Consider the following 26197-nt stretch of genomic DNA (forward strand, 5'->3'; position numbering starts at 1 on the left):
GCGTGCAGGACAAGCCAATAACACTTGTCCCAAGAAGCGGGAGCCGACGTGTTATAGCCGCTCCCCTCCCCGACGCAGCGCCCGGAAGGCTGGAGGGGGAGCCTTGACAGCCTCTAGGCTCGCCGCGCTGCAGGGGGCGCTAGCCTTCACCACCCTTATAGGCCTGCTGGCCGTGGCCACCGCTCCGGCCAGGGAGCTAGTGCTACACTTCGCAGGCTACCTGGCCCTCGCCTCAGCCGTCTCCGCCGCCGCCGCCCGGATGCTGGCGAGGGGCTACGCCGAGGCACTGGCTAGGGCCCTCGCACACGTCTCCAGGCTAGGCGTGGCGGAGCTGGGGCCCCGGGGCGCCACCGACGCTACCCTCGTGGCCCAGAGCATCGCGGGGCTGGAGCAGGTGGCGGGCCTCTGGCCCCTGGCGGCGGCAGGCGCCGGGGTGTCAGGGCTGCTAGCCTCAATACTATCATACTACATCGCCAGGAGGGGCGCCGCGGCCCTGCTGAGGCTTGCCAAGAGCCTCGGGGCGGAGCCCGCGTGCAGAAGCCCGCCGGGGCTCAGCGTGGCCGCGGTCTCCTCGATAACCCTCGCCGGGCTCGGCGCCTCGGCTGTAATAGCCTCCCCCAGCTACGGGAGGCTGCTGAGGTGCATAGAGGAGGCCGGGGAAGAGCTTAGGAGGTCTCTCGAGAGCCGCGCGGCCCCGGCGGAGGCCGGGGAGGATGCGGGAGCGGCAGCCCCGGGGCCCGTGGAGCCGGTAGACGGGGAGGGGAAGGGTGCCGGGGAGGGGCTGTAGGGCTAGACTCGCAGCCCTCTTAGCGGGCTACATAGCCTATCTGGCCCTCCTCTTCAACCCTAGGACGAGCCGCTACACTGTGGAGGCCTCGCTAGCCGTCCTCGCAGGGCTCCTAGTCTACATGGCCGCCGGCTACCTTCGGGCGTCGTGCGGCCAGCACCCCGGCGGCGGGGGCGGCGAGCTAACCCGGACCCCGGTAGGCTAGTCTATCGGGGAGACGCCAGTCTCGAGGATCCGGCGCACCCGTATCCAGGTCTCCTTTATCTTCCTCATCCTGGCCCTTAGGACCCCGCCCTCCTCCCTGGCCTCGACCAGGACGACGTCGACCCCGAGGCTCTGCATGTAGTCCATGAACTCCTCTAGCTCATCCCTGCCGGCGAACTCCAGCTCGAACTCCTCGTAGACCATGTAGCCGCCGGCGACCTTCTTGACGGTCTCCACCGCCGGCTGGAGGGCGGCGCGGCCCAGCTCCAGGGCTATGGCGTCGAGCCTCGGGCCCTCCACCCCCTCCTCGTAGACCCGGAATATCTCGCGGAGGATCCTGGAGAAGAGGAAGCTCCAGCCCTCCTCCATGAAGAACCTCATGCCCAGCCTTATATCGCCTATATTGGTGGAGGAGGTCGTATACTTCAGCGGGGGCACCCGGTAGTCCGGGTCCTTCACCACGACGCCCTCGCGGCCCTCACGGTCAAGCCTCTCCACTATCCTCTTGAAGGCCTCCACATCGGTCTTCTCCAGCACCCCCAGCACCGGGACATGGGGGACCCCGTGCTTCTCCGCCGCCTCGTCCCGCATCCTCGGCGGCAGCGGCCTCCCGCCGCGGAAGATGTCGAAGACAAAGTAGCCGAAGCGGGGCGCCTCGGGATAGAAGTACCTCGTGTAAGGGTTTTCGAGGCCTATAACCTCCCCCGCCGCCACGTGGTCCTCGGGGCCCAGCTCGCGGAGCATCTCCCTCAGCCTGTCGCCCATGAGCCTCTCGAGCCTGGAGGTAGTGTAGGGGCAGATCAGCCCGCCCCGCGTAACGGCTAGTATCCTGTCATCGACCAGGACCACCCTGACATTGTACCCGTTGAGCTTCTCCTCCACAACAACCCTGTCCAGGAAGTGGCGGGGAAGCGCGACGCTTGGAAGGACCATCCTCTGTATCGGCGGGTAGCCGGGAACCACCCTCCACCAGCCCCTGCCGAAGACCACAGCGGTGCCCTCATGGTGCCCCGCCACCCCCCGGCGGAGGGAGGCGTAGAGGAGGCCCCTGAACTCGCGGAAGCGGAGCGTCCTCCGGGAGGCCAGCTCCTCCACCCGCTCCCTGGGCAGCCCTAGGGCGTCAGCTACCACGTCGAGCATCCAGGGCTCCGGCCGGTGTATCCACGTCAATGAGGCTGCACCCCTGCAGGTTTCTCCGAGAGGGCTGCTGGGGAGACCGGGGGCCGCAGCCCGCAGTGGGCGGAGACCCCCGCTGGCCTACGGCAAGCCCCTCCGAGCGCATAGCCTATGAGGGGAAAAAGCCCATCACCGTGTAGGTGGGAGCTACTGGCTCTCCGCCTTCTCTAGTACAGCTGCCGTCCCGTAGGCTAGGAGGAGCACCCACTCGCCGCCAACGCCGACGACTCTCCTGGTGTCGATACGGATGCCGAGGACGGCGTTTGCGCCTAGCTTGCGGGCCTCCTGCTTCACACGCTCCATTATAGCGTCTAGCTCGGCCTCAAGGCCGGCTACAGTGAGGCTTATCGGCCTTGAAGCATAGACTAGCCCCTTGAGCTCGCGCACCCTGTAGCCCTCGGCCCTCTCCACGGATAGCAGGAGCACATCCCCCGTCAACGCCCTACCACCCCAGCCTAGCTGGTTGGTGAACTGAAACCCTTACCCTCATTATATCTACAGCACCGGTGGAGGCTAAATTAGTCAAGTTACGTTAGACGAGCCCACAATCATTCATCACTTGCCGGGGCCCGTCTCAGCCCCAGCCCTAACGTGCTCCAGGAGCCGGCTGGTAAGAAGCTCGACGCGGAGCCTGCCCAGAGCACCGGCCAGTACCGCGCCGTGGAGGAATACAGTGTAGCACTTTATGCACGGCGTAACTATCTCCCTGACTCCCTGCTCCAGCATCCGCTCCACCCTCCACCTGTAGATCCGCTCGCGGATGCCTGGGAAGGGCTCCTCCTTCAGGTAGTTGACTCCACCTCCACCCCCGCAGCAGAGCGTGTACGGTGGCCTGTCCCTCGGCTGCCCGGCGCCAGCTAGTCTCAGCACCAGGGGGCAGACCGTGCGGTATCCAAAGCGGCAAAAGCCGCAGCTGGTGAAGACCATGGAGCCCCTGCCGCCATTACCGTGGCCGGCTCGAGGCGCTAGGCCTGCTACCATAGCCAGTCCGTCAGCTACCTCGACGCCTCCTCCCGGGACGAGCCCATACGCTCTAGCCAGGTGTATGAACTTTATGTCGGCGCCGCATGTAATAGCTACGACTCTCCTGGCTCCTAGCTTCTCAGCCTCCTCGACAGCCTTCTCGAGCAGGGCTAGCCCCACGTCGGGCCTGGCCGCGTCGAATGCTACATTACCCCCGAGGTCGAGGGCCTCCGGCGATACAGTTACCTTGGCACCCAGGAGGCGGAGGAGGAGGAGAACCTCCCGCAGCTTCTCCGGATACAAAGTGGTCTCGAAGGGCGAGGGCACGTAGAGGACGTCGCCCGGGCTGCCGGGCTCTACGCCTGCCTCTTTAGCCACCCTCTCCAGGACACGGCGGGGCTCCTCCCGCCTAGCTACGAAGCTGTGGCCGGAGACGGCGGCGTTCTCGGCAACCTGCTGAAGGCTCTTCGGAGCCCTGCCCTGCAGGCTGAGCTTCGCCCTAGCGGCGTAGACTAGCCTCCAGACCTCTATGCCGAAGGGGCATAGGAGGGTGCAGGCGCCGCACATGCTGCAGGTGTAGAGCGAGACAAGGTCGTCGCTCGTGGCCCTGCCCTCCAGGAGTACCCGTGCTGCAGCCTCTAGGCGCCGCGGCGGTGCCAGCCTCGGATCACGGACTGCACGGTAGGATGTACAGCCTGCTGCGCACATCATGCACCGGGTGCATGCTGCCAGCGCCTCCCGGGCTATCTCCTCTGCCTCGCCTATTATAGCGTCCACTGCATCCCTATGGATCACGGCCACACCTCAGCCCTGGCTTCCCGGGTGCCCCGAGAACACATTATATTATTTAATTACTTATATTCATAAAATTCAAAAATAAATATATGAGGGTCCTGCTCCTCAGACTTCGGGGCGGGCACCATGCCTCTCGACGAGACCGCACTGAGAGCAGCAATAGCCGATGTACTCCTCCGTACAGCAGGGCTGCCTACCTTAGACGAAGTAGGCAGGATCATGAGGCGAGCCGAGAAGGGCACCAGGGTCGTCATAGTGATCGACAACTCCAGGTATGCCAGGGCTGAAGCCGATAACCTAAAGAAGCTCCTGGAGAGGTATGAGGGCGTTGAAACGAGGATCGTTGAGAAGAGTAGCTGGGGCTCCGAGCTACCCCCGCCCCTGATAAGCATAGACGGCACCCTAGAGGGCAGGATATTCTTCTACGGGGCCCCCTCTGACATACTCAAGCCGATCTTCCTGCTAGCTGTCGCAGCATCCGCCGAGGCATGGAGGCCGGGTCGCTGCAGGGGGCTCGGCGGCGTGAAGGGGCGGGCCAGGCTCTACGTGGTGCCGGGCCTACCCTGCGCTAAGACATTGTACGACGCGCTGCATATACTCTGCTGCAGCACGGCTGAGCTGGAGGTCGTCAACGTCGAGGGCTACTATGCCACTGGTAGAGAGATCCCGGTGAGACGTGTGCCTACCTTCATCTCGCCCAGCGGCAGGGTGCATGTGGGTGAGCCGAGGGATCCGGAGGAGCTAGCGGAGTGGTGGGGGTAGCCAGATATTTTTAATTTTATCTCGTAATATACGCTAGTTACGTAGATTAGTAGGCCTTGTGGAAGAGCCTAGTGGGGGCGGGCATGGCCGGCGGAGAAGCAGTGCTCGACTTGACAGCCCTGACCACGGTATGCGGCGACTACACTGTGCACATACTCTCCAAGCTGAAGGCGCTAGCCAGCGGTGAGAGGCTTGTAGTCAGGGCTAGGGCTGGGGACCGCGGCCTAGTCGAGGCGGCTGCCCTAAGCCTGGAGAAGGCAGGCATCGCGAGGATCCTCGAGAAGGGCGAGAGGGAGGGAACCTTCTACGTAGTGCTCGAGAAGAGGGGGTAGGGGTGGCCCCGATCCCGGCAGCCTCCTACGAGGCCGCCGCCCTACTGGCCGCTGCGCTGCTCCCTATAGCCTATGCAGGGCTAAGCGGGGCTAGGGGCTACCGGTCTGCGGCCAGGGCTCTCCGGCGTCTCCTCCGCGACCTCCTGGTGCTCCCGGCCCTGGGGCATCCTACAGCGTTGCTGACAGCCCTCCTGGCAAGCATGCTCCACCTCGGGCTCGCCGCCGCCGTGGCTATGCACCTTGTGCTCGCCGGCGCCTGGAGCGGACTCTACACGGCGCCCCCCAGCGTCCTGGAGGCGTTGATCCATGCCAGGACTATAGCAGCATGGCTGGTGCTGGCCTCCGCCGCTAGCCTGCTGGGTATGCGGCTCTACACCCGCCTAGCACTAGGCCCCGGGGAGGCGAGGCAGCTACTCCTGGCTACCGGAGACCTGCTGCTAGCACTCCTCGCCGCCACCGGGGCCGCCGCCTACAAGACGCCGGGGCTCCTGGAGGCGCATAGTGTCCTAGGGCTGGTTGCCCTCGGCTACACCGCCGCCCTGCTAGCCATGAGCCACCGGCTGCGCCTTCCCGGTGGGAGCAGGGTGCTGGAGGTGTAGGCCCGGTGAGGGCCGCCGCAGCCGTGGCTCTGGGAGCGGCTGTCGCCCTCCTTTCCCTCACGCTACTAGTGCTCGCAGCCCATACCAGGAATGGTGGCCCGGGCCCTACCGCCACCCCGGCAGCCGGGGCCGAGCCTCCTGGAAGGTATATAGTGATCCTGGGCAGCGCGGCCTGCCCCCACTGCCGCGCCATGGAGGCGTTCTTCGAGGAGAAGCTGCCCGGCGTAGCCTACTTCTGTGATATAGACGCTAGAGGGTCTAGCTGCTGGAGGGCTTTCAGCCTTCTCGTGGCTGAGAGGGTTACGCTCGGCGTGCCCACAATCGTTGTCTGCGACGCCGAGAGCCATAGGGTTGATGGCATAGTTGTAGGGGAGTACGAGGATGCAGGCTGGTGGAGGAGCATCCTTAGCAATGGCGTGTCGACGGGCAATGCCACTACCATACCCGTGTACATTGGGGGCAGGCTGGCCGGGTTCGTCGGCGCCAGGCTCGGCGGCATGGGGAGCCTCTACAACCTGCTGTGCCGTGAAACCCTGGCTGATGCTAGGGCCCTGGGGTAGGGGCTATGAGGCTCCTCGGCGAGCTCGCTGCATTGGCTGCCCTCGACAGTATTAACCCCTGCACATTCTACATATACGCTGTCTTGCTGCTCTCGGTCTCCCTTAAGGAGAGGCGCAGCCGGGCAGTACTAGCCGCCGGGCTGGCCTTCGTAGCCGGGATCTATGCGGGGTACACGCTACTGGGCCTCGGGATAGCGGGTGCGGCCTCCCGGCTCTCTGCGTGGCTGTTATCGCTCGCCGCGGGCGCCTACGGGGTCTATAACATCGCCGTAGGACTCTACGAGCTGCGCGGCGGGAGGCCCGGACTCCAGAGGCCTGGGGTCAGGCTGGCCCCGAGGGCTGTGCGCACCGCCGGTCTACTGGGGGCTGCGGGGCTTGGGCTGCTGCTCTCCTTCACCCTGCTGCCGTGCAGCGGCGGCCCCCTGGTGGCTTTCATAGTGTTGGCTAGGGCCAGCGGCTACCAGGGGCTGGCGGTGCTCCCGCTCCTAATGCTGTACAATGTTATCTTTGTCTCGCCGCTGGTAGGCATGGGGCTCGCCGTCTCGGCCCTGTACCGCGTGGAGCGTGTGCAGCACGCTGTTACCCGGGCGGCGCCCTACGCCTCCATAGCTGCTGGTGCCGCGCTGGTTGCCGTGGCCGTCTACGTGGCGGGGCTGGGCTAGTATACCACCCTGTAGCGGCGGCCCCTGAGCCTCCCTACCAGGGCCTCGTACTCCCCTCTCCGCATGACAGTGACTATCTCCACTACCCTGCCCCGCGCCGCGTAGACGACCGCGACATCGTTCACGCCGAGGGCTAGGTAGACGTCCTTCTCCTCGTCGTAGACGAGCTGCACCGGGTTCTCGAGGGCCTCCAGCACCTCGTCAAGGCTTACGCGGCGCTCCTCCATCCTCTCCCGGGCGTGCCGGGAGACTCTCAGGCTGTACCAGCAGGCCGCCACGTCCTCCACGCCCGGGGGAGAGGGGGCACGAGGGAGGCTAACAAGCCCAGGGGCTCCCGGCGGCCGCCGCGGGGCTAGGCTGTGAAGCGGCCGGCGTTTATGCTCAGCACGTGGCCGGTTATAGCCCTTGAGGCGGGGGTGGCGAGGAAGTAGACTGCCTCAGCTACGTCCTCCGGCTGTATTATAATGCGCAGCGGGTGCATCTCCTCAACCCTCTTCCTCTTCTCCGGCGTGTCTATAAACTCCCTCACCATGTCCGTCTCAACGAAGCTGGGGGCGACGGCGTTCACCCTTATCCCGTGGGGCGCCAGCTCCACCGCAAGGCGGCGGGTGAGCCCTATCACCCCGGCCTTTGAGGCGGCGTAGGCGGCTGAGGCCACCACGTTCCCCGTCTGCCCCGCTATGCTGGCCAGGTTGACTATGCTGGCCCAGGGCGCCCTACGGAGCATCGGGAGGAAGGTCTTCGTCGCCAGGAAGACGCCGGTCAGGTTGACCCTTATGACGCGCTCCCAGTCCTCGAGGCTCGTCTCATCTATGCCGCCGAAGTGTATGATGCCGGCGTTGTTTACCAGCACGTTGAGGTGAGGCCAGCGGGACTCGAGGACCCGGCGGGCCTCCTCGAGGCTCTCCGGGCTGGACACGTCGAGCCGGAGCACCACCACGTCAGGGGCTCCGAGGCGGCGAGCCCTCTCAGCAGTCTCCAGCGCCTGCTCGCGCTTAGAGCGGTAGGTCACCGCCACAGCGTAGCCCTCGGAGGCGAACCGGAGCACCACAGCCCTCCCTATGCCGCGGCTGGAGCCGGTAACCAGGACATAGCCCGCCGGCTCCTCGTCCCGCTCCGTGGCCGCTGCCGAGCCGAGTCTAGCATGCGCAAGAACGCTGGACGCCGGCATAGCCCTGGCCCTCCGCGCCCTGCGAGAGCCCTCTCGGGGGAGAAACACCTGCCGGCCTGGATAAAGGGGGCAGCAGGCGGGCCCACTCTCCAGCCAGGCGGCCTAGGGGCCCCGAGGGCCCCTCCGGGAGGCTGCGCCGGGGCTGGGAGGGGTGGAGAGGTCGACTCACCTGGTGTTCGCGGTAAGCCTCGCAGTCACCGTGATGGCTGAGCTTGGGGAGCCCCCGGGGGCGGTCATGCTAGCCTCCACTGTAGCCGCGCTGGCCGCTGCGATACCCGACCTGGATCTCCACACCGCGCACAGGGCACTGCTCCACAACGTGCCCGTCATGCTCGCGCTAACCATCCTAGCCTACGCCGCGTCCCTCGCCGCCGCGCCCTGGGCCGCCTGGCTGGTGGCTGCAGGGTTCCTGCTCGGCTACTCCAGCCACCTGCTCCTCGACATGCTCACCGTCCGGGGGGTTGCGCTCCTCTACCCCTTCCAGCGCCGCTTCTACAGGCTGGCCAGGCTGAGGAGCAGCGACCCGCTGGCCAACAAGCTGCTACAGGCCGCCTCGGCCGCCGTGGCCGCGTACAGCCTCGCGTCGGCCGGCATGATAGGGGCGCGCTAGGCCCCTCCGAGCCCCCAGGGCGTAAATGGGGAGGAGGCCGCGGGGGAGAGGGCGGGAAAAAGACAGGGGACTCACTCCAGGCGCTCGGCGACGTAGGCGGCTATGTGCTTCACCTCTATATTGAGCCCGTAGAGCTGGGCGCCGCCTGCTATCGAGTGCATACAGACCGGGCAGGCTGTAACCACTATCTTGGCGCCGCTCCTCCGGATGTCATCTATCTTCCTCTTGACGGCTATGGACCAGGCCTCCATAGTCTTCTCGACGAACCTCTTCTCCTTCTCGCCCTTGAGCAGGTACTCCGGCGGCATGCCCACCAGCTTAGCCATCTCCTCTATCATCTGCAGGTTCATACAGCCTATCCCGCCGCCGCCACCGCAGCAGTAGCTCTCAGCACCGTGGTGGGGCAGCTTCCTGAAGCCCTTGCTCGCGGCGCTGAGCACCAGGTTGGGCTCCTCCGTCACGCCGCCGCGGCGGGCGAGCTGGCAGGGATCATGCCAGGTGACCTTATCGTCGCTGGGCTTTAGCTTGAGCCTGCCCTCCCGGATCAGCTTGGCCAGCAGCTCTACTATGTGGAGGACACGGTAGCTGGGCCTGCGGCCGAGCGCCTTAGGCAGCTCGAACCTCATCCAGGGGTAGACGAAGCCTCCGTCAAGCACCACCACGTTCTTGGGGTTGTAGCTTGATATGTCGGAGTCCAGCATCGTTAGCGTCTCCTTGGTCTGCTTGGAGAGGGCTATTACAGCCGCTATCGGCGGCCGGAAGGCCAGTGGCTTGCTGGGCAGCGTCCAGTCGAGGCCGGCCCTGTCGAGTATCTTGATGGCGCCTATGACGCCGTCGGGGTAGAACATGACGTCGGACAGGTTTACCAGTAGGAAGTACTCGGCACCCTTCTTATCGTAGGGCAGGGGCTTGCCGATAGCCTGCTCCGCCTTCTTCATGACGTCGCTCCATATCTGCATGAGGGCCGGCATCTTTAGGAACAGCCTCTCGCGCTCAACGACTTCGAAGATAGCTATTAGCGTCGGCACGCGGCCGGACTTGGTGGCTATGCTGCCCAGCATGCTCCTTATAATAGCGCCACTGTCGATGCCGAAGGGGCAGGAGACGTAGCAGGCGCCGCAGTTGGTGCACCGGTAGAGAGCCTCGACTATCTCGTCGAGATCCTTTGCGCTCTTCGGCTTCCTGGCGTTCAGCAGGGGGCCGAACAGCTTGCCGAGTATTGTTGCCTCCTTCCTGTATATATGGCGGGCCAGCTCCGCCTTCTCCACCGGCCCGTACTTCTCTGAGACAGGGTAGTAGGGGCACGCCGGGGCGCAGGCAGCACAGCCCACACAGTTCTCCAGGTAGTGGAGCTTGACCGGGTCCAGCGAGGCGAGTGTCTCGCGGATGGCCTTCTCTACACGCTCCTTGTCGAAGCCCTCCCAGTCTATGCTCGCCTTAACCTGCTCTATGAGCTTCTGCAGCTCCGAGGCTGGAGGCTCCTGGGACATGCCTATCCACCCTCCCTACCACGCACCCATTTGGTTTTGGTACCCGGCCTTCACAGCTATCAAGGCCCTGTGAACATGAGCTAAAAGGGGTATGGGGTTAGACGAGCCCCTTCTGCACGCGGACATCGTACCACTCGTGCAGCTTGCCGTACCAGTAGCCGTACACGAAGTGCCAGAACTTGCTGAAGGGTATCAGCATTAGCAGCAGCTCGGCGCCCAGTATGTGTAGGCCTAGGATGGTCCTATACATTCCTACATCCACTATGCTGGCGCCGGTGGAGTGCCTTGCAGCCGCGTAGCCCGTGAGCAGTATGAAGAGCAGCAGCCCTAGGGAGAAGTAGTCGCTCCACCGTACGTGCCGCAGCCCAGTGGCCTGCTCGGCTATCTTCATGCCTATCTTGAAGGTCACGCCTATTATTGCTAGTATAGCCAGCACATCGCCGTTAAGTATGGCTGTGAGCGGGCCCCATATGCTGTTAACGAACTCTACCTTCACGGGAGAGGTCACTGTGAGCGTCGATGTTGTCGCGCTCAGGGGTATCCATAGCCCGGTGTCAGCCACCAGCCTCTTGTACCACGGGAACCAGTAGGAGAAGAACGCCACGTGATGGGCCAGCAGGAATATCAGCGGCAGCACGCCTAGCAGGTGGAGGGCAACGAGCCCCGCGAGGAAGTCGTGGGGCTTCTTCTTGATGCTGAATATAATGGGGTCTATGAACGTTCTTATCAGCCCTATTATCCTGGCGCCGATGCCGCGGTTGCGGGACTCCGCCTTAACCACGCGGCGCCAGAAGAGTATCTGCTTCACTATCCTGTAGGCTGCACCGAAGCTGAACACTAGCAACGCTACCCAGAAGAAGTAGTATACCGCGAAGCTGTAGATGTCAGTCACCTTACCGCCTAGGTAGCCTACCATCCTACCACCCTACGTCCACGCCTCCACCTCATACACGTGCCTGCCCGCGGGCTTTGAGCCGAAAGAGGGAGCAGGGTTGGAGCATCACAGGGTGATGCTGGTGGGCCGTCTAGCTGCTGCGGCGCTGCTCCTCCTTCGCCTTCTCGGCCTTGCTCTCGACCCACTTCGCAACCCCGTAGGCTATGGCCGCGCCAGCCACTGCTGAGGCCGCTGCGCCGGCCTCGGTAGTGCTTAGGCTCGGCGTGGTCGGCGCGTTAAGCGGCTTGTAGAAGGGCTCGTAGGCGTCGGTGAAGCCCGGCATGGTGCAGCCTATGCAGACGCCGCCGGTCCTGGTGGGGCCGCCGACGCCGTTGACCCAGCCCACCTTGTTCCACGGGCAGTTGCTTACCGGGCCCTTACAGCCCACGGCGAAGAGGCAGCGGTAGTCGGCGTCGCCGGGGTTCTTGCGGAAGTCGCCCGCCGCGTAGCTAGCAGCCCTCGGGCACTGCTCGTGGACCGTGCGGCCGAAGATGTACTTTGGCCTCCAGTAGCGGTCCAGCTCGGGCAGCGGTAGCAGGCCCTTCGCCCAGAGCACAATGTTGGCTATTACGCGTAGCTGGCCGTTGCCGTTGGCGGGGCAGCCGGGCACGGCAACGGCCGGGCGGCAGTCGCCCCTTATCTCGCCGGGGCCGAGCTTGCACTTGCCGTAGATGAAGTTGCGGAAGGGCCTGGCCTCCTCGAGGAGGTCTACAAGCCCCTTGTAGCCCCTTATCGGGTCGGGGAAGAAGCCCACGGCGCCGGTGGGGCTCGGGCTCCAGCCCTTGCCGCTCCACTGCTCGAACAAGTCGTAGCCCATCTTCTTTATGAAGTCCTTCTCCACTATCTTGTTTGCTACCAGGCCGCCGTAGGAGGCACAGTTGCCCACAGCTATGACGGCCACTGCGCGTGGCAGCAGGCGCCTCATCCACTCGACGCAGGATATAGGCTTCCCGTTCTCGTCGCCTATGTAGCAGAAGTAGTCGCTATACTTGGGGCCGCCGGCCTTCTCGTCTATCGAGAAGCTGCCCTCAAGTACCAGCACGAAGGGGTCGAGCTTGCCCTGGGAGGCCAGCCTTAGAACGTCTATGGGGCTTGTCAGTAGCAGCCCGGGGTTGTAGCCTAGCTCGAGGAAGGCCTGTAGCGTCTTCCTGAGAGGATCGTCGGCGGGGAGCTTCTCCACGAAGGCCTTAAGCTCCTCGGGGCTCATCTGGGCCAGCTTCTTCGCGTAGCTGGGGGTCTCCTCGCCCCAGCTGAGCATAACCGTCTCGTGGAAGAGCAGCCTGACGGTGCCTGGGCCTGCTATGTGGCTGCGGCCGCCGAGGACATCGACGAGGTCGGGCTTGGTGGCCTGGATTAGAGCTGTAGTATTGCCCGCACAATCCTGGGCCTCGAACCAGATGACGTTTATGCTGCCGGACTTGACCTCTGCTATCGCCCTCTTTATCAGCTTATCCCAGTCAAGGCTGGCGAAGAACGCCGTTGTGCCTGCGAGCTTGAGGAAGTCCCTACGAGAAAGCCTGGCCACCGCGACTCCCCCTATTCCCTACGGTACCACCAAAGTCTCCGACAATTTATGTCCATAGATAAATAAGTTTCGTGTATTGGAGGGCCAGCAATAATTAACCGGCGATAACTGCGTGATGCCACGCCGCTGAAGAGGATCCATGGGGAGGGTCGGCAAACCCCGCCAGGGCCTCACAGCCCCCGGGGGCTCCGAGGAGCTCGGCCCCCGTAGGCCTGGGAGCTCCTCACCCCCAGCCTCGGGCTGCGGAGGGTTTAACGATAAGCCCGTAAATTTACCCTAGTAACAGGGGTGCCGGCTTGGCGGATCCCGGGGAGAGGAGGAGGGCGCTGCTGGAGACGCTGCGGGAGCTGCTGAGGCTAGGCGGCCGCGCCGCAAAGACCGTTGAGGAGATACGCTCCGAGATAATAGGGGCCGTGGAGGACGCGCTGGGGGTCGAGCTGACGCCGGAGAAGAGGATGCTACGGAGGCTCTACAGCTTTAACCCGCCGCCCCAGCCAGGCCTAGAGGAGCTACGGAGGCTCGTCGCGAGGAGCATGGGGCTGGATGATGCATCTCAGCTCGAGGAGTACCTCCGGGGCCTCGGCCGGGGCGGGGAAGCTGGTGGTGGTAGTCCCGAACCCCATAGTGAAGGGGGGAAGCGGAATACTAGCCCTATCGCTGGAGCTGACGGGGAGGCAGGGAGAGGCGAGGATAGGCAGCTGCACGGTGATAGACGGGTCCATGGACGCTCTAGCACTGATAGACGAGGCTGAGAGGAGGGGCGCAGGCGAGCTCTTCCTCCTAGGCGCCTCCCACGTTGAAGGACGGGGCGCCGGGGTGTACGTGGCCCGAGTGGAGCCCAGGGACGCCCGTGCGCTGACGCCCCAGCAGCTTACAAGGGAGCTCTGGATGAACCTCACCGGCAGCCTCGGCCTCGACGACTACGCTGCAGCGCTAAGCCTGCTCTGGAACCGGCCCTTTATCCTAGTGGAGTGCGATCCCGGGGATGCGGCGGACCCAGAGGAGGAGTGTAGGAGGCTTGCCAGGGAGTGGGTCCGGAGGGAGTGCGGCGCATAGCCTGCTAGTGCTTGGCGTGGGTAACACCCTACACGGGGACGACGGGATAGGCTACTGCCTGGCCCGCGGCATAGAGGCATGTGGCGGGGTAGGGGGCGCCAGGCTGGCGGCTATACAGCACCTCAGCCCAGGCCATATAAGCATCCTAGAGGGCTACGACACGGTCGTATTCATAGACTCCTACCTCTCCGAGGACATGCCGGAGGACGCGCGGGTGGCGGTGCTGGAGATAGACCCGGCCAAGCTGAGCGAGGCCGAAGTGGCCGAGCTAGTGCAGGAGATAGACCCTCACAGTCTCAACCCTGTGAGGCTCGTGGTTCTCGCCTACGCCGCCCAGCTGTTCAAGGGTAGGGCCTACCTGGTGGGGGTAAGGCCCTACAGCATAGAGTTCATGGAGGGGCTCAGCGGGGAGGTGAGGAAAGCCGTCCCCAAAGCCTTGGCGGAGTTGGAGAGGCTCCTGAGGAGGCTCGGCGCCAGGCTCCGGGCTCCAGCGGGCTGCGTGATGGAGTGGATCGAGGAGAACTGCGGGAGGCCTCTCCTAGACTAGCTCTAGAGCCTTCTAGTCGAGGCCGAGTTTTCTCCTGGCCAGCCTGGACTCCCTGGCCGCCTCCTCATCGACTATGGGCAGCCCCTTCCTATAGAACCATTCCCCGTAGTCGTGGTCGCTCACGAGTATGTGGTTCCTCACCCAGTCGGAGAGGAAGCGGAGCACGCTGAGCGTAAGCTGTTTCTCCCCGGCCTCGTACTGCTCATTGAACTCTGTCACCTTCTCTACGAAGCTCTGGTGCTGGCGGCGGTGGGCCTCGGCGCGGGGGTAGCCGTACTTGTCGAAGAGCTTCTCCTCGCTGCGGAAGTGGAACCTAGTATAATCGACGAGGCTCTTGAGGACGTCATCCACCACCTCCTTCTCCTCGCCGGCCAGGAGGCTTATGTAGAGGTTATTCAGCACCGTAACGAGGTAGCGGTGCTGGTTATCCAGGCCTTTTATGTAGACGCTCAGCTCGGGGCCCCAGTGGTAGACGTAGGGCCTCAGCCTAGCCGCCACAACTTTGACACTGCCGGTCCACTCGTCAAGCGCGTGGAGCGCCTGGAGCCCATAGCTGACCCCGACGCCAGGCTCTTCAAGCCTAACAGCTGTCACCACTACCCCGTAGGTGAGGAGCCAGGCGCTGAGCCTCTCCCCTTCCAGTATCAGCAGCCTAGGCCCCGCCTTCTCCGCGAGCCTCCCGGTAACCAGGTGCCTAACCTGGCCCCGGAGCCCCGGGAGCCTGGCCTCAAACTCCTCCCGGGCCTCAGCGGCCTCGAGGAGCTGGAGGACCAGGCCGGGGTCGTCGAGTAGCCTACTATTCCACTCTATGCTGCTGGCCGCGTAGTTGTAGGGCGGCGGGAGGGTGTGGGGCACCGGTTTGAGGGCCTCGGGTATCCGGTCTACACCGACCTCCACGATATAGCGTACATCGGGGTCGCGGATGTGCCACCAGTATCTAAGACGGCGTAGTAGCCCGGGAGACACAGGTAGCTCCCAGTCACACCTCCAGGCTAGTTGCGCATACTTATACACGTTTTGCATTAATTATTCGCCCCGGCTACGCTGCACTATATAGCCTGGTGCAGGGGCACTGCCATGGGGTGTGCGCGCTTGGGGGAGGAAGGCTGCGGCAGGAGGGCTAACGAGATAGTCTACTTCGTCGCGTGGCGGCTGGAGAACATGAAGGACTATCGGGCATGGGCCACCAGTATGCTGAAGGCGTGGGGCGCGCTGCTCAATGAGGCTAACAACCAGCGCTCGCTCCTCCCCTTCGCCTCGCTGGCACTAGCCCATCTCGGAGTAGGGCTCACGGCAACCTACGCTATAGAGGGGGAGGACCTGGAGAAGGCGCTCCAGAAGGCCAAGGAGGATCTCTGCGCGGTCTACCGGGCTGGGCTCGAGCTTCTGGAGCAGGCCTACCAGAAGGGCAAGGTGCTGGAGGTCATACAGGAGGCTATGAAGGGGGAGGAGGGCGGGGAGGCCTCTGAGGGCTCCGCGTCGTGAGCGGGTTCGAGCCGGGCTACCCGGGCCCCGGCCCTAACGCCCCAGAGCATAGAGGGTTTTGGGCCTCGAGACCGGCCGTCCCGGCGGGACGGTGCTAGATGCCGCGCTTTGCCAGCGTCTCCTGGAGGACTGTGAGGCCCTGGCCGAGCTTCACGTTGACTCCGAGCGCTTTGAGCGTCCTCTCCAGGGCCGCTACTGTCGCCGCTAGCTCCGGGCAGCCTACCTGGCCCATGTGCCCTATCCTGAATACCCTGCCCTTAAGCTCCTCGAGGCCTCCGGCCACCTCGACTCCACGGGTTCTCATCTCCCTATAGAAGCTGGGCCAGTCCACGCCTTCGGGCAGGTAGGCGGCTGTAAGGTATCGGCTCTGAAGCCCTCCTCCGCGACGAGGCTGACTCCCAGGGACTCCAGGACGGCTCTAACCGCCTCAGCCATGATCCTGTGCCTCCTGTACCTCTCCTCGAGGCCTTCGGAGAGTATGCTCCGGAGGAACCCCCTCAGAGCGTAGACTAGGTTGACCGCTGGGGTTATGTAGTAGTTCCTCGTAGACTCCATCTCCTTGAGGAGGCTCGGGGGTTGAAGTAGAGTCTCCACTGTCCCCTCGACTCGACCTCCCTAGTGTAGGACTCGCTGTAGGCCACCAGGCCGAGGCCCGGGGCCCCGAGGGCCTTTCTGTGACCCAGTGAAGCAGATGTCAACACCCCAGTCGTCCATCCTCACCTCCATGCCCCACGGGGGCCACTCCGTCCACAACCAGCGGCACGCCCCAGCTCCTCGCAGTCCTGGCCAGCTCCCTGACCGGGTTGGCGACGCTCGTCGAGGTCTCAACGTGCTGCAGCGCGACTGCCGCGGCGTCTCTATTCTTCTCCGGCAGCCTATCCAGCTCAGCGGCTGTGAAGCCCCTGCCCAGCCCAACTTGAGCGGTGGCGGCCTCGCCGCCCAGGGCCTTAACACTCTTCTCAAGGTAGTCCCCGAAGAAGCCAGCCTTCAGCACCAGCACCTTTGACCCCGGCCTGACGACGCTTCTCAGGGCCAGCTCCATGGCGCTGGTCCCGCTGCCTGGCAGTATAACGACCGCCGCGGGTGTCAAAGACTTCCTTCAGCATCTTCACAGCCTCGCTGTGAACCTCGTCGAACTCCGGCGATGCATGGTTAACCGTAGGCCTAGCCATTGCTAGCAATGTCTCAAAGTCCACAGGGGTGGGGCCGGGGTCATTAGCAGGAGCCTTCCATGGGGCAAGGAGGAACACCGGTTATTACTCCAAGGCCCTTATTCGAGTGTTTAAAGCTGAGCGGTCACGACGCTATTAACCGGCGCCGGGCAACTCCCCCGCGGGCTCGGCTGGGCCCGGCATGCTGGGCGCTGTAGGGGCCCGGGAACCCGGGGATAGCCTCCCGGCCTGGTAGTACTCCGGGGGCGAGGTTAGTCCCAGCCGAGAATCCTGGAAGCCGCCACAAGCACCTGGCCCGCCGCTATCCCCCCGTCGCCCGGGGGTAGGCGGTGGGGGAGCCTCGCCTCGAGCCCGTGGTCCTTCAGCGCCTCGCGCACCCCCTGGACTATCAGCGTGTTCACCGCGGCGCCGCCGGAGATGTAGACGGGGCCGCTGAGCCCCCTCGCAGCCCTCGCAGCCGCCTCGCCGAGGCCCCTCCCCAGGGCCCGCTGCACCGTGGCTGCAAGGTCTGCCGGGGGGAGCCTGTCCAGGTTATCGAGCACCCATTCGAGCAGGCCGCGGGTGTCCACCACCAGCCTGCCCTCCATCTGTACTAGCCGGGGCGTGTAGCCGTGGTCCCTGCCGCCCCTCGCAGCCGCCTCAAGCCTCATCGCCGGCTCCCCCTCGTAGCCCCTATGCCACGCCACCCCCAGCAGGGCTGCGAGGGCGTCTAGGGTGCGGCCGGTGCTCGTTGCCAGGGGGGCCTTGCCCGCGGCGGCCAGCCGGTAGCTCACCCTCGCCTCCAGCTCGCCGTGGGGAAGCTTGTCGCGGGATAGGAGGCCGCGGCGGCGGAGTATTTCCAGTACCTCCTCCTCGCCGAGGCCCGAGGCCTGCATGAGCCCCACGAGGGCCTTGACCGGCCACTCGGCTGCCGCGTCTCCCCCGGGGAGCCTGAAGGGGTGGAGGCTGGCGGCGCGGGTGAAGCCGGCGTAGCTGGCCACGAGCACCTCGCCGCCCCAGACCGTGCCGTCGGTGCCGTAGCCGGTGCCGTCGATTGTTATAGCCACCCTCTTCTCGCCCGGCGGCACCCTGTCCTCCAGCATAGCAGCTGCCGCGTGGGCGTGGTGGTGCTGGACCTCCACCAGCTCCGCCCCGTACTCCTCGGCCAGCCTCGCCGCGAGCGGCCTGTTGTGGTAGCCGGGGTGCATATCCACCGCCACGGCTCTCGGCCTGAGCGAGTAGACCTCTATGAACCAGCGCAGCTCCTTCTCCAGCTCCTCCACCTGCCCGGGCTCGTCCATGTCCCCTATATACTGGGTCGGCACTATCTTGTCCTCGAACGCCACCGCTCCAGCCGTCTGCAGCTCAGCCCCCACAGCCACCATGTCGGGGAGCTGCTCGGGAGAGTAGAGCCAGGTGGGGGCGTAGCCCCTGGCCCTCCGGAGGAAGACGAGCTCCCCCTCGGTGTAGCGGAGCACGCTGTCGTCGACGCGGTGCACTATCTCCCTGTCATGCGCCACCACGTAGTCAGCTATCCCCCTCAGGTGGGTGAAGACGCACTCCAGCGTAGTGCACATGGGGTACCCGGACTTGTTGCCGCTGGTCATTATCAGGAAGCCGTCACGGACGCTCTCGAGGAGCAGGGCCTGGAACCCCGTGTAGGGGAGCATCACCCCTACCGTGTCCAGCCCAGGCGCTACCAGGGGGGAGACGGGGGAGCCAGGGCGCCGCGGGAGGAGGAGTATGGGCCTCTCAGCCGACTCCAGCACACTGCAGGCGCCGGGCGGGGGCTCAGCTATCTTCTCCACCACGCTGCAGTCCCTCGCCATGAGGGCGAAGGGCTTGGTGGGCCTCCTCTTCCTCCTACGCAGCTCCTCCACCACGTCGTCCCGGCTAGCGAGGGCTGCCAGGTGGAAGCCTCCAACACCCTTCACCGCGAGTATATAGCCCTCCTCTATCTTCTCCGCCGCCCACTCGACCGGGTCCTCGACGGGGAGCCTCCTCCCGTCCATCGTGTAGACATAGGTCCTGGGGCCACAGCGGGGGCAGCTGATCCCCTGGGCGTGGAACCTCCTTATGTTGCCGGGGTCCTCGTAGTCCCTCCTGCAATCCCTGCAGAGCGAGTACTTCCTCATAGAGGTGTTCTCCCGGTCATAGGGCACGGTGTACATCATTGAGAACCTGGGGCCGCACCAGGCACAGCTATTCCAGTAGTAGCGGTAGAACCTGGTGGATGGGTCGTGGACCTCCTTCAGGCAGTCCCTGCATATGCCGAAGTCGGGGGGTATCATGCTTCTCTTGCTCTTCCTCTTCTCGCTCCTCTTTATGGTGAAGCCCTTGAAGCCCTGGGGCCTCACCTCTTCTATCTCGAGCTCCTCTATCCTGGCGGGCGGCGGCCTCTCGAGATAGAGGCCCTCTATGAAGCCTGCGAGCCGGGAGGGGCTGCCCTCAACATGTATCTCGACCTCGCTGCCGCCGAGGTTAACCACGTAGCCGGAGACGCCGCGGGAGATGGCGAGCCTGTAGACAAAGGGCCGGAAGCCAACTCCCTGAACTATTCCGGTGACGCGCAGCCGCAGCGCCCTCCGAGGAGGCTCGTGCAAGGCCTATTGGCACCTTCCACTGGAGCCGGAGCGGCTGCGAGAGGGGAAGAGGAGGAGGTGGGGCAGAGGCTCTGCCTAGCATATGCGGGGCACTATCTCGCCGCTGGGGGGCTCGAGTATCCTCACGCCGCCCGCCATGCTCTTCAGGAGCACCCTGCCAGCGTGCCTGGGGTCCTTGGGCTCGTATACCTGACCCACTATGGCGGCGTCCCTGAAGCCAAGGCTGTGGATGTACTCTAGTATCTCCTGGGCCTTGGAGGGCTCCACCGCCAGCACCGCTACGCCCTCGCTGGCGAGGCTGAAGGGATCTACCCCGAGCATCTCAGCGTACTCGCGTACCTGCGGCCTCACGGGCACCTTCTCCTCCTCAAACACTATCACCGTCTTTGTCTTCTCCGCCCAGTCGTTGAGGAGCATTGAGAGCCCTCCCCGGGTGGGGTCGCCGGCGCCATGTATGCTCTCGCGGTGCTTCTCCAGCAGGGGGAGCATGAGCCTGGTTAGGGGCTTCACGTCGCTCTCAACCTTCATCTCGGCGCCTATAGCCTGCTGGGCTGCCAGTATCGCCGCCCCGTGGTCGCCGAGGTAGCCGGAGACAATTATCTTATCGCCAGGCCGTACCTCGGTGTCGACGATGGGCCTGCCCTCGACCAGGCCTATGCCCATAGAGGCTATCACTACGCCGTCCAGCTGGCCCTTCGGCATAACCTTGAAGTCCCCGCCTATCAGCGCCACACCCTCCTCCTTTAGCGTGTTTATGAAGCTGTCCATGATCTTCTTGAAGTCCTCTACGGGGAAGCCCTCCTCCACGACAACGCCGTCGAGGACCGCGAGGGGCCTAGCACCCACCATGAGGAGGTCGTTTATGGTGCCCGAGGCGGCTAGCCTACCTAGATCACCGCCGGGGAAGAAGAGGGGCTTAACAGTGTAGGTGTCCACGGTCACCGCTATGTAGCGGTTCTCGCCGACGGGTATGAGGGCGGCGTCGTCGAGTATGTCGAGCCCCGTCCCTCCCTTAACCTTCCACAGCTCGGGCGGCACACTCTGGACTATGAGGTTCCTGACCAGCTCCTCGGTCTCCTTCCCGCCTGCACCGTGCGCCAGGGTTATATATTTCCAGAGCCTGATGTACCAGGTCATCCCTGGCCGGCCCCGCGGGGCTACTGCTTCTCCACCATCTCCTCTACCTGGAAGAGGCGCTCCAGCTCGTCGGCCTTGCGCTCCAGGTCGGATATGAAAGCTTCTATCACCCGCATCATCTCCCTAGCGCGGTCCTCGTCCAGTCGCTCGATCGCCACGCCCGCATGCACTATCACTATGTCGCCGGGCTTGAAGCCCTCGAGCGCGCCGGCATCTATCTCGCGGAGGACGCCGTCGCCGAAGTCGACCACGGCTATGTTACCCTTTACCTCCTTCACCTCTGCGGGTATGCCCAGGCACATGGGAAGGGTGAACCCCGGGGATCTATGCGTGGCGGCACGGGGCTTTATAGCTTTATACTATACACCGCGAGGCCATGAGCAAAGGCGCAACCCGGAGAAACATCGTGGAGCTAGGCTATGCCTAGGCTGCGGGCTATCTCCTCGGCTAGCCCGCCGCCGCCGCCGAACCGGGCCCAGACGGCGCATGCGCCCTCGCTGCTCACCATGCAGGGGCCGTAGGGGGTGCCGGGAGTGCAGACTTTCATGAAGAGCGGGCAGTCGGTGGGCTTCGCTATTCCGAGCGTTACCTCGGCGCAGCGGCAGCCCGGCGGCAGGTCATACTTCCACTCCTCGGGGGTCAGCTCTTTTATCCCGTACTCGTGGAACGCGTCGACGTGGCGATACTTGTCGCGGAAGGCTAGCCCGCTCTTGGGCACGAAGCCTATGCCGCGCCACGCGGCGTCCACGACCTCGCAGCACTCATCTATCAGCTTCTGGGCTCTTTTATTACCCTCCCACTTAACAGCCCTGCTGTACTCGTTCACGAGCCGCGGCCTGCCCTCTATGTGCTGCCTCAAGATCTCCAGCACCGCCAGGAGAACGTCTATCGGCTCGAAGCCGGCTACCACGGTGGGGATCCCGTACTCCTCGACGACGAATTTCCAGGCCTTAGCGCCTACTATGGTCGAGACGTGGCCCGGTGCTATGACGCCCCTGATGGGGTTATCGCGGTGGGTGGCGAACGTGTACCTCATTATCGGGGGTGTGAGCCGGTGCACATTGAGTATCTTGAGGTTCTCCGGCACCATACCGGCCACGACGGGGCTCGCGGTGGCGGGCGCGGTGGTCTCGAAGCCTACTGCTAGGAAGAGGCTGGGCTTCCGATCCCTACGGGCCATCCTTACCGCGTCGAGCACACTGTATACCACTACGACGTCGCCACCGGCGGCGCGGGCCTCCTCTAGGCTCCTTATGTCGTGGCCGCGGCGGCCGGAGCCGGGGAGCTTGTAGGCGTCCCCATAGGTGTAGACCCTTATCCCCTCAAGGCTGAGCTTTATGGCGACGTCCACGTAGTAGGCTGGCGTTATGCAGACGGGGCAGCCGGGGCCGGCTACGAGCTCCACCTCCGGGGGCATGAGGCTTCTTATACCGTAGTGGGTTATGGTGTACTCGTGGGTACCGCAGAAGTCCATTATCTTTATCGGGGTCTGCCCGACGCGCTTAGCCGCCAGCGGGGCGAGCTTGTGGATCTTCTCCACGATCTTGCGGGCCAGATCCTGGCTACGGAGCCTCTGCTCAAGCACCTGCAGCAGGCGCTGCTGCGCCTCCAAGCTCTCAGAGCACCGTCATCCTCCACCATTGGGGCTGCTTAAGTAGCTTCTGACGTGTAGGACTATCGTAAACCAAGACGCTTAGTAGATGCCCTCCCCCGCGTATAGGAGGCGTAAACCCCGAGCCCATCCAGGGAGGGGCCTAGGCCGTGGAGGAGGGGGGCTGTATTGGGTACGGGGGCGTTCTGGTATGCGAGGGTGAGATGGCGGTAAACACTGTAGTAGTCCCGGGCGCCCTGGCGGTGGATCCCTCGCTGCCCCTCGAGCCCGTCAGGGCGGTGCTGCTTACCCATGGTCATGCCGACCACTTCCGCTACGCGGGCGCCCTCCGGGAGAGGGGTGCCAGGGTCTATGCGCCGCGGCACTGCCTCCCCCTAGTCGAGAACCCGTCGATAAACTACATGGCTACCATGGGCTGGGCCGCTGGCTTCGAGGAGAACTACATAACACCCTACTTCGTCGGAAGGGGCGTCCGTGTGGACGAGCCCGTGGAGCCCGGGCGCGCCGTGTCCGGGGAAGCCCTCGTCGATGCGCTCCACGCGCCGGGGCACACGCCAGGCCACCTGGTGTACATCATAGAGGCTGGCGGCGTGAGGCTCCTCGCCGCCGGGGACACGGTGTACGGCGGGGAGTACTTGAAGGGCAACCCGGTGCTCTACCACACCGACACGCTCTCCTGGATGAGGACACTGGGTATGCTGGAGAGGCTCGACTTCGACATACTGGTGCCGGGCCACGGGGCCCCGGTCGAGAGGAGGGAGGCGCGGAGGCTCATAGACCTCAACCGGGGGAAGATAGAGGAGATGCTCCGCCTCGCCGAGTCCGCGCTGGACGATGAGCCGGCGGCGGGCGACGAGGTGATAGAGAGGCTTTTCGAGGCCACCGGGCTGGCCAGGAGCAGGAGGGCCTACTCGGTATACATGCCGAGTGTGAGGGCTCTACTGAACGCCCTCACCGCGCTGGGCAGGGCGAGGAGGGTGGTGGAGAACGGGGTGCCGAAGTGGCTTAGGAGGTAGCCGGGGCCGGCGGCAGGGATACAACCCCCTCGGGGCCTCCTCAGCACTCTCAGCCGCCGCGGCCCCGCTAAGACGGCTGGAGGGTGCAGAGGGATGGACTCAGTGGCCCGGGAGCAGGGGGTACGAGGCCTGGTGCTGAGGACCCTGGCGCTCACCCCCAGCGGGGCGCTCAGCCCGGGACCCCTCTCCGCCAGCGCGGTGGCGGTGGGCGCCCTCCTCGGCCCCCTGGGCGGCGTGCTCGTGGCACTCGGCCACATGCTGTTCGAGCTGCCCTACGTGGCGCTTCTGGTCAAGTGGGCCGAGAGGTTCGAGGGGGTGCTCCGCCGGCTCGAGAAGCCCCTAGATGTGGCCGTGGCGGCCTTCATAGCCTACTTCGCCTACGGGCTCTTCCAGAGCGCTGCGGCGGCCCTCCACGGGGCCGGCATGGAGGGAGCCGGGGTTGCCGTGGGGGGCGGGGCCCTCGGGGCCATCGCCACCGGGCTGGCGCTGACCGGGCTCAACCCCTACTTCCTAGCCTGGTGGGTCACGGTGGCGCTGCCCCTGGTCCGGGGCGCAGCCGCCCACGGCGCCAAGGGGTTCGCCGCGATGTACCTCGGCCACGTCTGGATGGACTACGCGTGGCTGGCCCTCCTGGCGGCCGCCGGGGCCGGGCTCTCGAGGATGACGGGGCTCTACGCCGCCCTCCTGGCCGGGCTAGGCGTGCTGCTCCTGGCCTTCGCCGCCGACATGCTCGCGAGGAGCCTGGCTGGGAGGCGCCTACTACCCTTCTAGACCCGGGGGGCCTAGGCTCCGCGGGGGCGCGTCGGGGATGCTGGACCCTAGGAGGGAGGCGCGGAGGCTCACGATCCAGCTGGAGAACTTCATCAGGGTGCTGAGGAGAATTCCGGGTCTCGAGAAGCCGAGCGCCAAGACCATGAGGGGTGTGATAGCCGATTTCCTGAAGTATATGAGCGACCTAGCGGTTTACGCGCAGCGCCTGGGCGTAGGCAGTGAGAGCCTCTACGCGCTCATGGCCCGGTGCAGCAAGCTCCTCACCGAGGTGGGGTGGGCCATAGGCACCCTCGACGCGGCCGCAGCGCTGCAGGAGATAGACACTGCTAGGGCAGTCAGGAGCCTCGCCGAGAGGCTCGTCTCCGACCCCTGCATGGGGGAGCTCGAGGAGGAGCTCCGGAAGATAAGGATGATGGTTGAGGGAGGAGAGGGCTAGCGCTTAACCCTCTCCATGAAGTAGCGGTGGAGCCTCGTATCGCCGGTCAGCTCCGGGTGGAAGGCTAGGGCCAGCTTCCCGTCCTCCTCTGCAGCCACGGCAACCCCGTCTAGCTCCGCGAGCTTCTGGGTCCTGCCCCAGAGCCTGGTTATCGCGGGGGCTCGGATGAAGACGCCGCGGAACGGCTTCCCGCCTATCGCGGGTATCCTCAAGTCCACCTCGAAGCTCTCCCTCTGCCTCCCGAAGTAGTTCCTCACCACCTCGATATCCATGACCGCTAGGAGGGGCTGCTTGGTCTCGCCTACCACGCGGTCGCGGACGCTCTTGGCCAGGAGCGCTGCGCCGGCGCAGGTGCCCATGGCGGGGAGCCCGGAGGCTAGGAGGTCGCGTAGCTCTTCTAGGAGGCCTAAGCGGCGGGCCACCACGCCTATCGTGGTGCTCTCCCCGCCGGGTATTATCACGGCGTCCACGCCGCGCAGGTCGCTCGGCTTCCTGACGAACACCGGCTCTATGCTCCAGCCTGTCTCGCCTGCAAGCTTGCGGAGCATGTAGTGGTGTTCGTAGAAGCCGCCCTGGAGGGCTATTATCCCGATCTTCAAGGGCTACTCTCCCCTCACCTGGAGCAGCTCCTCGGGCTTGAGCCTGCGTATATCTATCCCCATCATGCTCTTCTGCTCGCTGATCATAGCCTGTGCCTCGGCGACTGTCTCAGGGTCGTGCCACATGCTGGTGGCCAGGACTATGGCCTCGGCCCTCTCCCTGGGGTCCTTGCTCTTGAATATTCCGGAGCCCACGAAGACGCCGTCGGCGCCCAGCCACATCATGAGCGCGGCGTCGGCGGGGGTGGCTATTCCGCCGGCGGCGAAGTTCACTACCGGGAGGCGGCCGAGCCGGGCGGTGAGGTCTACCAGCTGGTGGGGGACCCCGTACTCGCGGGCCGCCCTGAGCCTCTCCTCCGGGGTCATGCTCCTCAGCTTCATTATCTCCCCGACTATTATCTTCATGTGCCTCACCGCCTCGGCCACGTTGCCGGTGCCCGCCTCGCCCTTGGTGCGTATCATCGCCGCGCCCTCGGTTATCCTGCGGAGCGCCTCGCCGAGGTTGCGGGCGCCGTTGACGAAGGGCACCTTGAAGAGCCACTTGTTGATGTGGTGCTTCTCGTCAACCGGCGTGAGCACCTCACTCTCATCTATCATGTCGACGCCTATGCTCTCGAGCACCGCGGCCTCGTAGTAGTGGCCTATACGCACCTTAGCCATCACTGGTATGGTTACCGTGTCCATCACCTGCTGTATAACCCTTACATCAGCCATTCTCGCTACGCCGCCCTGGCGGCGGATGTCGTAGGGCAGCTTGTCGAGCACCATGACGGAGGCTGCGCCCGCCTCCTCCGCTATCCCGGCCTGCTCGGTATTGGTGACGTCCATGCAGACGCCGCCCTTCTGGTACACGGGGAACCCGTACTTGACGCGGAGCGTGCCGCGGGCCGGCACCTCTATGTAGTCGGGGAGCCTCTCGGGCCCATAGTTGAGCCAGAAGCCCTCCTCCCTCAGCTTGTCAGCCGCCTCGGCGAGCCTGTAGAAGAAGTCCACTATGGTCTCGAAGCCGACCTCGTAGAGGCGGGCCCGCTCCACGACGGGGTGGTAGGGCGGGAGCACCATAGCTGCCAGCCGAGGGTTTGCTCCAGGCAGTCGGGGCTGGATAAACTTAAGCCTCCACGCCAGCGTGGCAGAGGCCGTGCATGGCCGCGGGGAGCGGTGTGGCTAGCTTTATCTAGAAGGGTTCTCCGGATCCGTTTCGGGTTCGGAGAAGG

Annotated in this window: 33 protein-coding genes; 15 read left to right on the plus strand and 18 right to left on the minus strand. The window is 64.7% G+C overall.

Features of this window, described 5'->3' with window-relative positions:
* Positions 1 to 103 precede the first annotated feature (103 nt).
* Positions 104 to 787, plus strand: coding sequence for a hypothetical protein (locus tag CF15_RS01940; RefSeq protein ID WP_058370288.1), 684 nt, complete (start codon positions 104 to 106; stop codon positions 785 to 787).
* Positions 768 to 992 carry a hypothetical protein gene (locus tag CF15_RS01945; protein ID WP_058370289.1) on the plus strand — a complete coding sequence of 75 codons (225 nt, stop codon included), beginning with the start codon at positions 768 to 770 and terminating at the stop codon, positions 990 to 992. The genes CF15_RS01940 and CF15_RS01945 overlap by 20 nt, the downstream gene beginning before the upstream one ends.
* Here CF15_RS01945 and CF15_RS01950 read toward each other — a convergent pair.
* From CF15_RS01950 to CF15_RS01960, 3 genes are all read right to left on the minus strand, one after another.
* Positions 989 to 2161 (minus strand): RNA ligase, encoded by a 1173-nt coding sequence (locus CF15_RS01950; protein ID WP_058370290.1) that lies wholly within the window; start codon positions 2159 to 2161, stop codon positions 989 to 991. The genes CF15_RS01945 and CF15_RS01950 overlap by 4 nt on opposite strands.
* A gap of 153 nt (positions 2162 to 2314) precedes the next feature.
* Positions 2315 to 2605 (minus strand): heavy metal-binding domain-containing protein, encoded by a 291-nt coding sequence (locus CF15_RS01955; protein WP_058370291.1) that lies wholly within the window; start codon positions 2603 to 2605, stop codon positions 2315 to 2317.
* A 117-nt stretch (positions 2606 to 2722) separates the two neighbouring features.
* On the minus strand, positions 2723 to 3925 hold the full coding sequence (locus tag CF15_RS01960) for a (Fe-S)-binding protein (protein WP_168371210.1): 1203 nt from the start codon (positions 3923 to 3925) through the stop codon (positions 2723 to 2725).
* Positions 3926 to 4051: 126 nt separating this feature from the next.
* On the opposite strand from CF15_RS01960, the gene CF15_RS01965 reads away from it, so the two are divergent.
* The 5 genes from CF15_RS01965 (at position 4052) to CF15_RS01985 (ending at position 6840) form a co-directional block, all read left to right on the plus strand.
* Entirely contained in the window at positions 4052 to 4687 is a 636-nt protein-coding gene (locus tag CF15_RS01965; RefSeq protein WP_058370293.1) for a hypothetical protein, read from the plus strand.
* Positions 4688 to 4770: 83 nt separating this feature from the next.
* Complete coding sequence (locus CF15_RS01970; protein WP_168371211.1) at positions 4771 to 5019, plus strand: hypothetical protein; 249 nt, start codon at positions 4771 to 4773, stop codon at positions 5017 to 5019.
* A gap of 2 nt (positions 5020 to 5021) precedes the next feature.
* Entirely contained in the window at positions 5022 to 5618 is a 597-nt protein-coding gene (locus CF15_RS01975) for a hypothetical protein (RefSeq protein WP_058370295.1), read from the plus strand.
* A gap of 5 nt (positions 5619 to 5623) precedes the next feature.
* A complete protein-coding gene (locus CF15_RS01980; RefSeq protein WP_058370296.1) occupies positions 5624 to 6178 on the plus strand; it encodes a glutaredoxin family protein in 555 nt (184 codons plus the stop codon).
* Between the two features lie 5 nt (positions 6179 to 6183).
* Positions 6184 to 6840 (plus strand): cytochrome c biogenesis protein CcdA, encoded by a 657-nt coding sequence (locus CF15_RS01985; protein ID WP_058370297.1) that lies wholly within the window; start codon positions 6184 to 6186, stop codon positions 6838 to 6840.
* Here CF15_RS01985 and CF15_RS01990 read toward each other — a convergent pair.
* Positions 6837 to 7127 (minus strand): DUF4258 domain-containing protein, encoded by a 291-nt coding sequence (locus CF15_RS01990; RefSeq protein WP_058370298.1) that lies wholly within the window; start codon positions 7125 to 7127, stop codon positions 6837 to 6839. The genes CF15_RS01985 and CF15_RS01990 overlap by 4 nt on opposite strands.
* A gap of 65 nt (positions 7128 to 7192) precedes the next feature.
* Entirely contained in the window at positions 7193 to 8011 is an 819-nt protein-coding gene (locus CF15_RS01995) for an SDR family NAD(P)-dependent oxidoreductase (RefSeq protein WP_083494435.1), read from the minus strand.
* Between the two features lie 151 nt (positions 8012 to 8162).
* Here CF15_RS01995 and CF15_RS02000 point away from each other — a divergent pair, with 151 nt between their 5' ends.
* Positions 8163 to 8621 (plus strand): metal-dependent hydrolase, encoded by a 459-nt coding sequence (locus CF15_RS02000; RefSeq protein WP_058370299.1) that lies wholly within the window; start codon positions 8163 to 8165, stop codon positions 8619 to 8621.
* Between the two features lie 71 nt (positions 8622 to 8692).
* On the opposite strand, the gene CF15_RS02005 is transcribed toward CF15_RS02000, so the two are convergent.
* The 3 genes from CF15_RS02005 to CF15_RS02015 all read right to left on the minus strand — a co-directional run bounded on the left by CF15_RS02005 (position 8693) and on the right by CF15_RS02015 (position 12570).
* Complete coding sequence (locus CF15_RS02005; protein ID WP_058370300.1) at positions 8693 to 10111, minus strand: (Fe-S)-binding protein; 1419 nt, start codon at positions 10109 to 10111, stop codon at positions 8693 to 8695.
* Between the two features lie 97 nt (positions 10112 to 10208).
* A complete protein-coding gene (locus tag CF15_RS02010; RefSeq protein ID WP_058370301.1) occupies positions 10209 to 11027 on the minus strand; it encodes a hypothetical protein in 819 nt (272 codons plus the stop codon).
* 109 nt (positions 11028 to 11136) lie between these two features.
* Positions 11137 to 12570, minus strand: coding sequence for an NADH-quinone oxidoreductase subunit B family protein (locus tag CF15_RS02015; protein ID WP_070807804.1), 1434 nt, complete (start codon positions 12568 to 12570; stop codon positions 11137 to 11139).
* 296 nt (positions 12571 to 12866) lie between these two features.
* Here CF15_RS02015 and CF15_RS02020 point away from each other — a divergent pair, with 296 nt between their 5' ends.
* Genes CF15_RS02020 through CF15_RS02030 form a run of 3 tightly spaced genes read left to right on the plus strand, consistent with a single transcriptional unit; the run spans position 12867 to position 14173 of the window.
* Positions 12867 to 13322, plus strand: a complete 456-nt coding sequence (locus CF15_RS02020; RefSeq protein ID WP_058370303.1) for a hypothetical protein — start codon at positions 12867 to 12869, stop codon at positions 13320 to 13322.
* The gene (locus CF15_RS02025; RefSeq protein WP_058370304.1) at positions 13291 to 13626 is read left to right on the plus strand and encodes a hypothetical protein; all 336 of its coding nucleotides are present in this window, start codon (positions 13291 to 13293) and stop codon (positions 13624 to 13626) included. The genes CF15_RS02020 and CF15_RS02025 overlap by 32 nt, the downstream gene beginning before the upstream one ends.
* Positions 13627 to 13633: 7 nt before the next feature.
* The gene (locus CF15_RS02030; RefSeq protein ID WP_058370305.1) at positions 13634 to 14173 is read left to right on the plus strand and encodes a hydrogenase maturation protease; all 540 of its coding nucleotides are present in this window, start codon (positions 13634 to 13636) and stop codon (positions 14171 to 14173) included.
* Between the two features lie 12 nt (positions 14174 to 14185).
* Here the strand turns inward: CF15_RS02030 and CF15_RS02035 are convergent, their stop codons facing one another.
* Positions 14186 to 15196, minus strand: a complete 1011-nt coding sequence (locus CF15_RS02035; RefSeq protein WP_083494437.1) for a bacteriohemerythrin — start codon at positions 15194 to 15196, stop codon at positions 14186 to 14188.
* 69 nt (positions 15197 to 15265) lie between these two features.
* Here CF15_RS02035 and CF15_RS02040 point away from each other — a divergent pair, with 69 nt between their 5' ends.
* On the plus strand, positions 15266 to 15658 hold the full coding sequence (locus CF15_RS02040) for a hypothetical protein (RefSeq protein ID WP_058370307.1): 393 nt from the start codon (positions 15266 to 15268) through the stop codon (positions 15656 to 15658).
* A 94-nt stretch (positions 15659 to 15752) separates the two neighbouring features.
* On the opposite strand, the gene CF15_RS09155 is transcribed toward CF15_RS02040, so the two are convergent.
* The 7 genes from CF15_RS09155 to hypD all read right to left on the minus strand — a co-directional run bounded on the left by CF15_RS09155 (position 15753) and on the right by hypD (position 22161).
* Positions 15753 to 15962 (minus strand): hypothetical protein, encoded by a 210-nt coding sequence (locus CF15_RS09155; RefSeq protein WP_236698098.1) that lies wholly within the window; start codon positions 15960 to 15962, stop codon positions 15753 to 15755.
* A complete protein-coding gene (locus CF15_RS09160; RefSeq protein ID WP_236698099.1) occupies positions 15959 to 16252 on the minus strand; it encodes a hypothetical protein in 294 nt (97 codons plus the stop codon). The genes CF15_RS09155 and CF15_RS09160 overlap by 4 nt, the downstream gene beginning before the upstream one ends.
* A gap of 100 nt (positions 16253 to 16352) precedes the next feature.
* Complete coding sequence (locus CF15_RS09165; RefSeq protein ID WP_236698100.1) at positions 16353 to 16748, minus strand: aminotransferase class V-fold PLP-dependent enzyme; 396 nt, start codon at positions 16746 to 16748, stop codon at positions 16353 to 16355.
* A gap of 333 nt (positions 16749 to 17081) precedes the next feature.
* Positions 17082 to 19412 (minus strand): carbamoyltransferase HypF, encoded by a 2331-nt coding sequence (gene hypF / locus CF15_RS02050; RefSeq protein ID WP_058370308.1) that lies wholly within the window; start codon positions 19410 to 19412, stop codon positions 17082 to 17084.
* Between the two features lie 75 nt (positions 19413 to 19487).
* Complete coding sequence (hypE, locus tag CF15_RS02055; protein ID WP_058370309.1) at positions 19488 to 20549, minus strand: hydrogenase expression/formation protein HypE; 1062 nt, start codon at positions 20547 to 20549, stop codon at positions 19488 to 19490.
* Positions 20550 to 20569: 20 nt separating this feature from the next.
* On the minus strand, positions 20570 to 20851 hold the full coding sequence (locus tag CF15_RS02060) for a HypC/HybG/HupF family hydrogenase formation chaperone (protein WP_058370310.1): 282 nt from the start codon (positions 20849 to 20851) through the stop codon (positions 20570 to 20572).
* Positions 20852 to 20961: 110 nt separating this feature from the next.
* Complete coding sequence (gene hypD / locus CF15_RS02065) at positions 20962 to 22161, minus strand: hydrogenase formation protein HypD (RefSeq protein WP_168371212.1); 1200 nt, start codon at positions 22159 to 22161, stop codon at positions 20962 to 20964.
* A gap of 203 nt (positions 22162 to 22364) precedes the next feature.
* On the opposite strand from hypD, the gene CF15_RS02070 reads away from it, so the two are divergent.
* The 3 genes from CF15_RS02070 (at position 22365) to CF15_RS02080 (ending at position 24384) form a co-directional block, all read left to right on the plus strand.
* Positions 22365 to 23177 carry an MBL fold metallo-hydrolase gene (locus CF15_RS02070; RefSeq protein WP_168371213.1) on the plus strand — a complete coding sequence of 271 codons (813 nt, stop codon included), beginning with the start codon at positions 22365 to 22367 and terminating at the stop codon, positions 23175 to 23177.
* A gap of 93 nt (positions 23178 to 23270) precedes the next feature.
* A complete protein-coding gene (locus CF15_RS02075; protein ID WP_058370312.1) occupies positions 23271 to 23948 on the plus strand; it encodes a LysE family transporter in 678 nt (225 codons plus the stop codon).
* Between the two features lie 37 nt (positions 23949 to 23985).
* Positions 23986 to 24384: a hypothetical protein gene (locus CF15_RS02080; protein WP_058370313.1), complete on the plus strand. Its 399-nt coding sequence runs from the start codon at positions 23986 to 23988 to the stop codon at positions 24382 to 24384.
* Here the strand turns inward: CF15_RS02080 and pdxT are convergent.
* Positions 24381 to 24983 (minus strand): pyridoxal 5'-phosphate synthase glutaminase subunit PdxT, encoded by a 603-nt coding sequence (gene pdxT, locus CF15_RS02085; protein ID WP_058370314.1) that lies wholly within the window; start codon positions 24981 to 24983, stop codon positions 24381 to 24383. The genes CF15_RS02080 and pdxT overlap by 4 nt on opposite strands.
* Before the next feature lie 3 nt (positions 24984 to 24986).
* Entirely contained in the window at positions 24987 to 26045 is a 1059-nt protein-coding gene (gene pdxS / locus CF15_RS02090) for a pyridoxal 5'-phosphate synthase lyase subunit PdxS (protein ID WP_058370315.1), read from the minus strand.
* Positions 26046 to 26197: the final 152 nt, after the last annotated feature.

The organism is Pyrodictium occultum (assembly GCF_001462395.1).
In the GTDB taxonomy this organism is placed as follows: Archaea; Thermoproteota; Thermoprotei_A; order Sulfolobales; family Pyrodictiaceae; genus Pyrodictium; species Pyrodictium occultum.

What these genes read in the sequence shown, in the direction of transcription:
- CF15_RS01985 (WP_058370297.1), top strand. Translation starts at nt 6,184, where the DNA reads ATGAGGCTCCTCGGCGAGCTCGCTGCATTGGCTGCCCTCGACAGTATT.
- CF15_RS01995 (WP_083494435.1), bottom strand. Translation starts at nt 8,011, where the DNA reads ATGCCGGCGTCCAGCGTTCTTGCGCATGCTAGACTCGGCTCGGCAGCG.
- CF15_RS02025 (WP_058370304.1), top strand. Translation starts at nt 13,291, where the DNA reads ATGGACGCTCTAGCACTGATAGACGAGGCTGAGAGGAGGGGCGCAGGC.
- CF15_RS02080 (WP_058370313.1), top strand. Translation starts at nt 23,986, where the DNA reads ATGCTGGACCCTAGGAGGGAGGCGCGGAGGCTCACGATCCAGCTGGAG.
- CF15_RS02075 (WP_058370312.1), top strand. Translation starts at nt 23,271, where the DNA reads ATGGACTCAGTGGCCCGGGAGCAGGGGGTACGAGGCCTGGTGCTGAGG.
- CF15_RS01970 (WP_168371211.1), top strand. Translation starts at nt 4,771, where the DNA reads ATGGCCGGCGGAGAAGCAGTGCTCGACTTGACAGCCCTGACCACGGTA.
- CF15_RS01965 (WP_058370293.1), top strand. Translation starts at nt 4,052, where the DNA reads ATGCCTCTCGACGAGACCGCACTGAGAGCAGCAATAGCCGATGTACTC.
- CF15_RS09155 (WP_236698098.1), bottom strand. Translation starts at nt 15,962, where the DNA reads ATGAGAACCCGTGGAGTCGAGGTGGCCGGAGGCCTCGAGGAGCTTAAG.
- hypE (WP_058370309.1), bottom strand. Translation starts at nt 20,549, where the DNA reads ATGACCTGGTACATCAGGCTCTGGAAATATATAACCCTGGCGCACGGT.
- CF15_RS02010 (WP_058370301.1), bottom strand. Translation starts at nt 11,027, where the DNA reads ATGGTAGGCTACCTAGGCGGTAAGGTGACTGACATCTACAGCTTCGCG.
- pdxS (WP_058370315.1), bottom strand. Translation starts at nt 26,045, where the DNA reads ATGGTGCTCCCGCCCTACCACCCCGTCGTGGAGCGGGCCCGCCTCTAC.
- CF15_RS02070 (WP_168371213.1), top strand. Translation starts at nt 22,365, where the DNA reads ATGGCGGTAAACACTGTAGTAGTCCCGGGCGCCCTGGCGGTGGATCCC.
- CF15_RS02005 (WP_058370300.1), bottom strand. Translation starts at nt 10,111, where the DNA reads ATGTCCCAGGAGCCTCCAGCCTCGGAGCTGCAGAAGCTCATAGAGCAG.
- CF15_RS02035 (WP_083494437.1), bottom strand. Translation starts at nt 15,196, where the DNA reads ATGCAAAACGTGTATAAGTATGCGCAACTAGCCTGGAGGTGTGACTGG.
- CF15_RS02060 (WP_058370310.1), bottom strand. Translation starts at nt 20,851, where the DNA reads ATGTGCCTGGGCATACCCGCAGAGGTGAAGGAGGTAAAGGGTAACATA.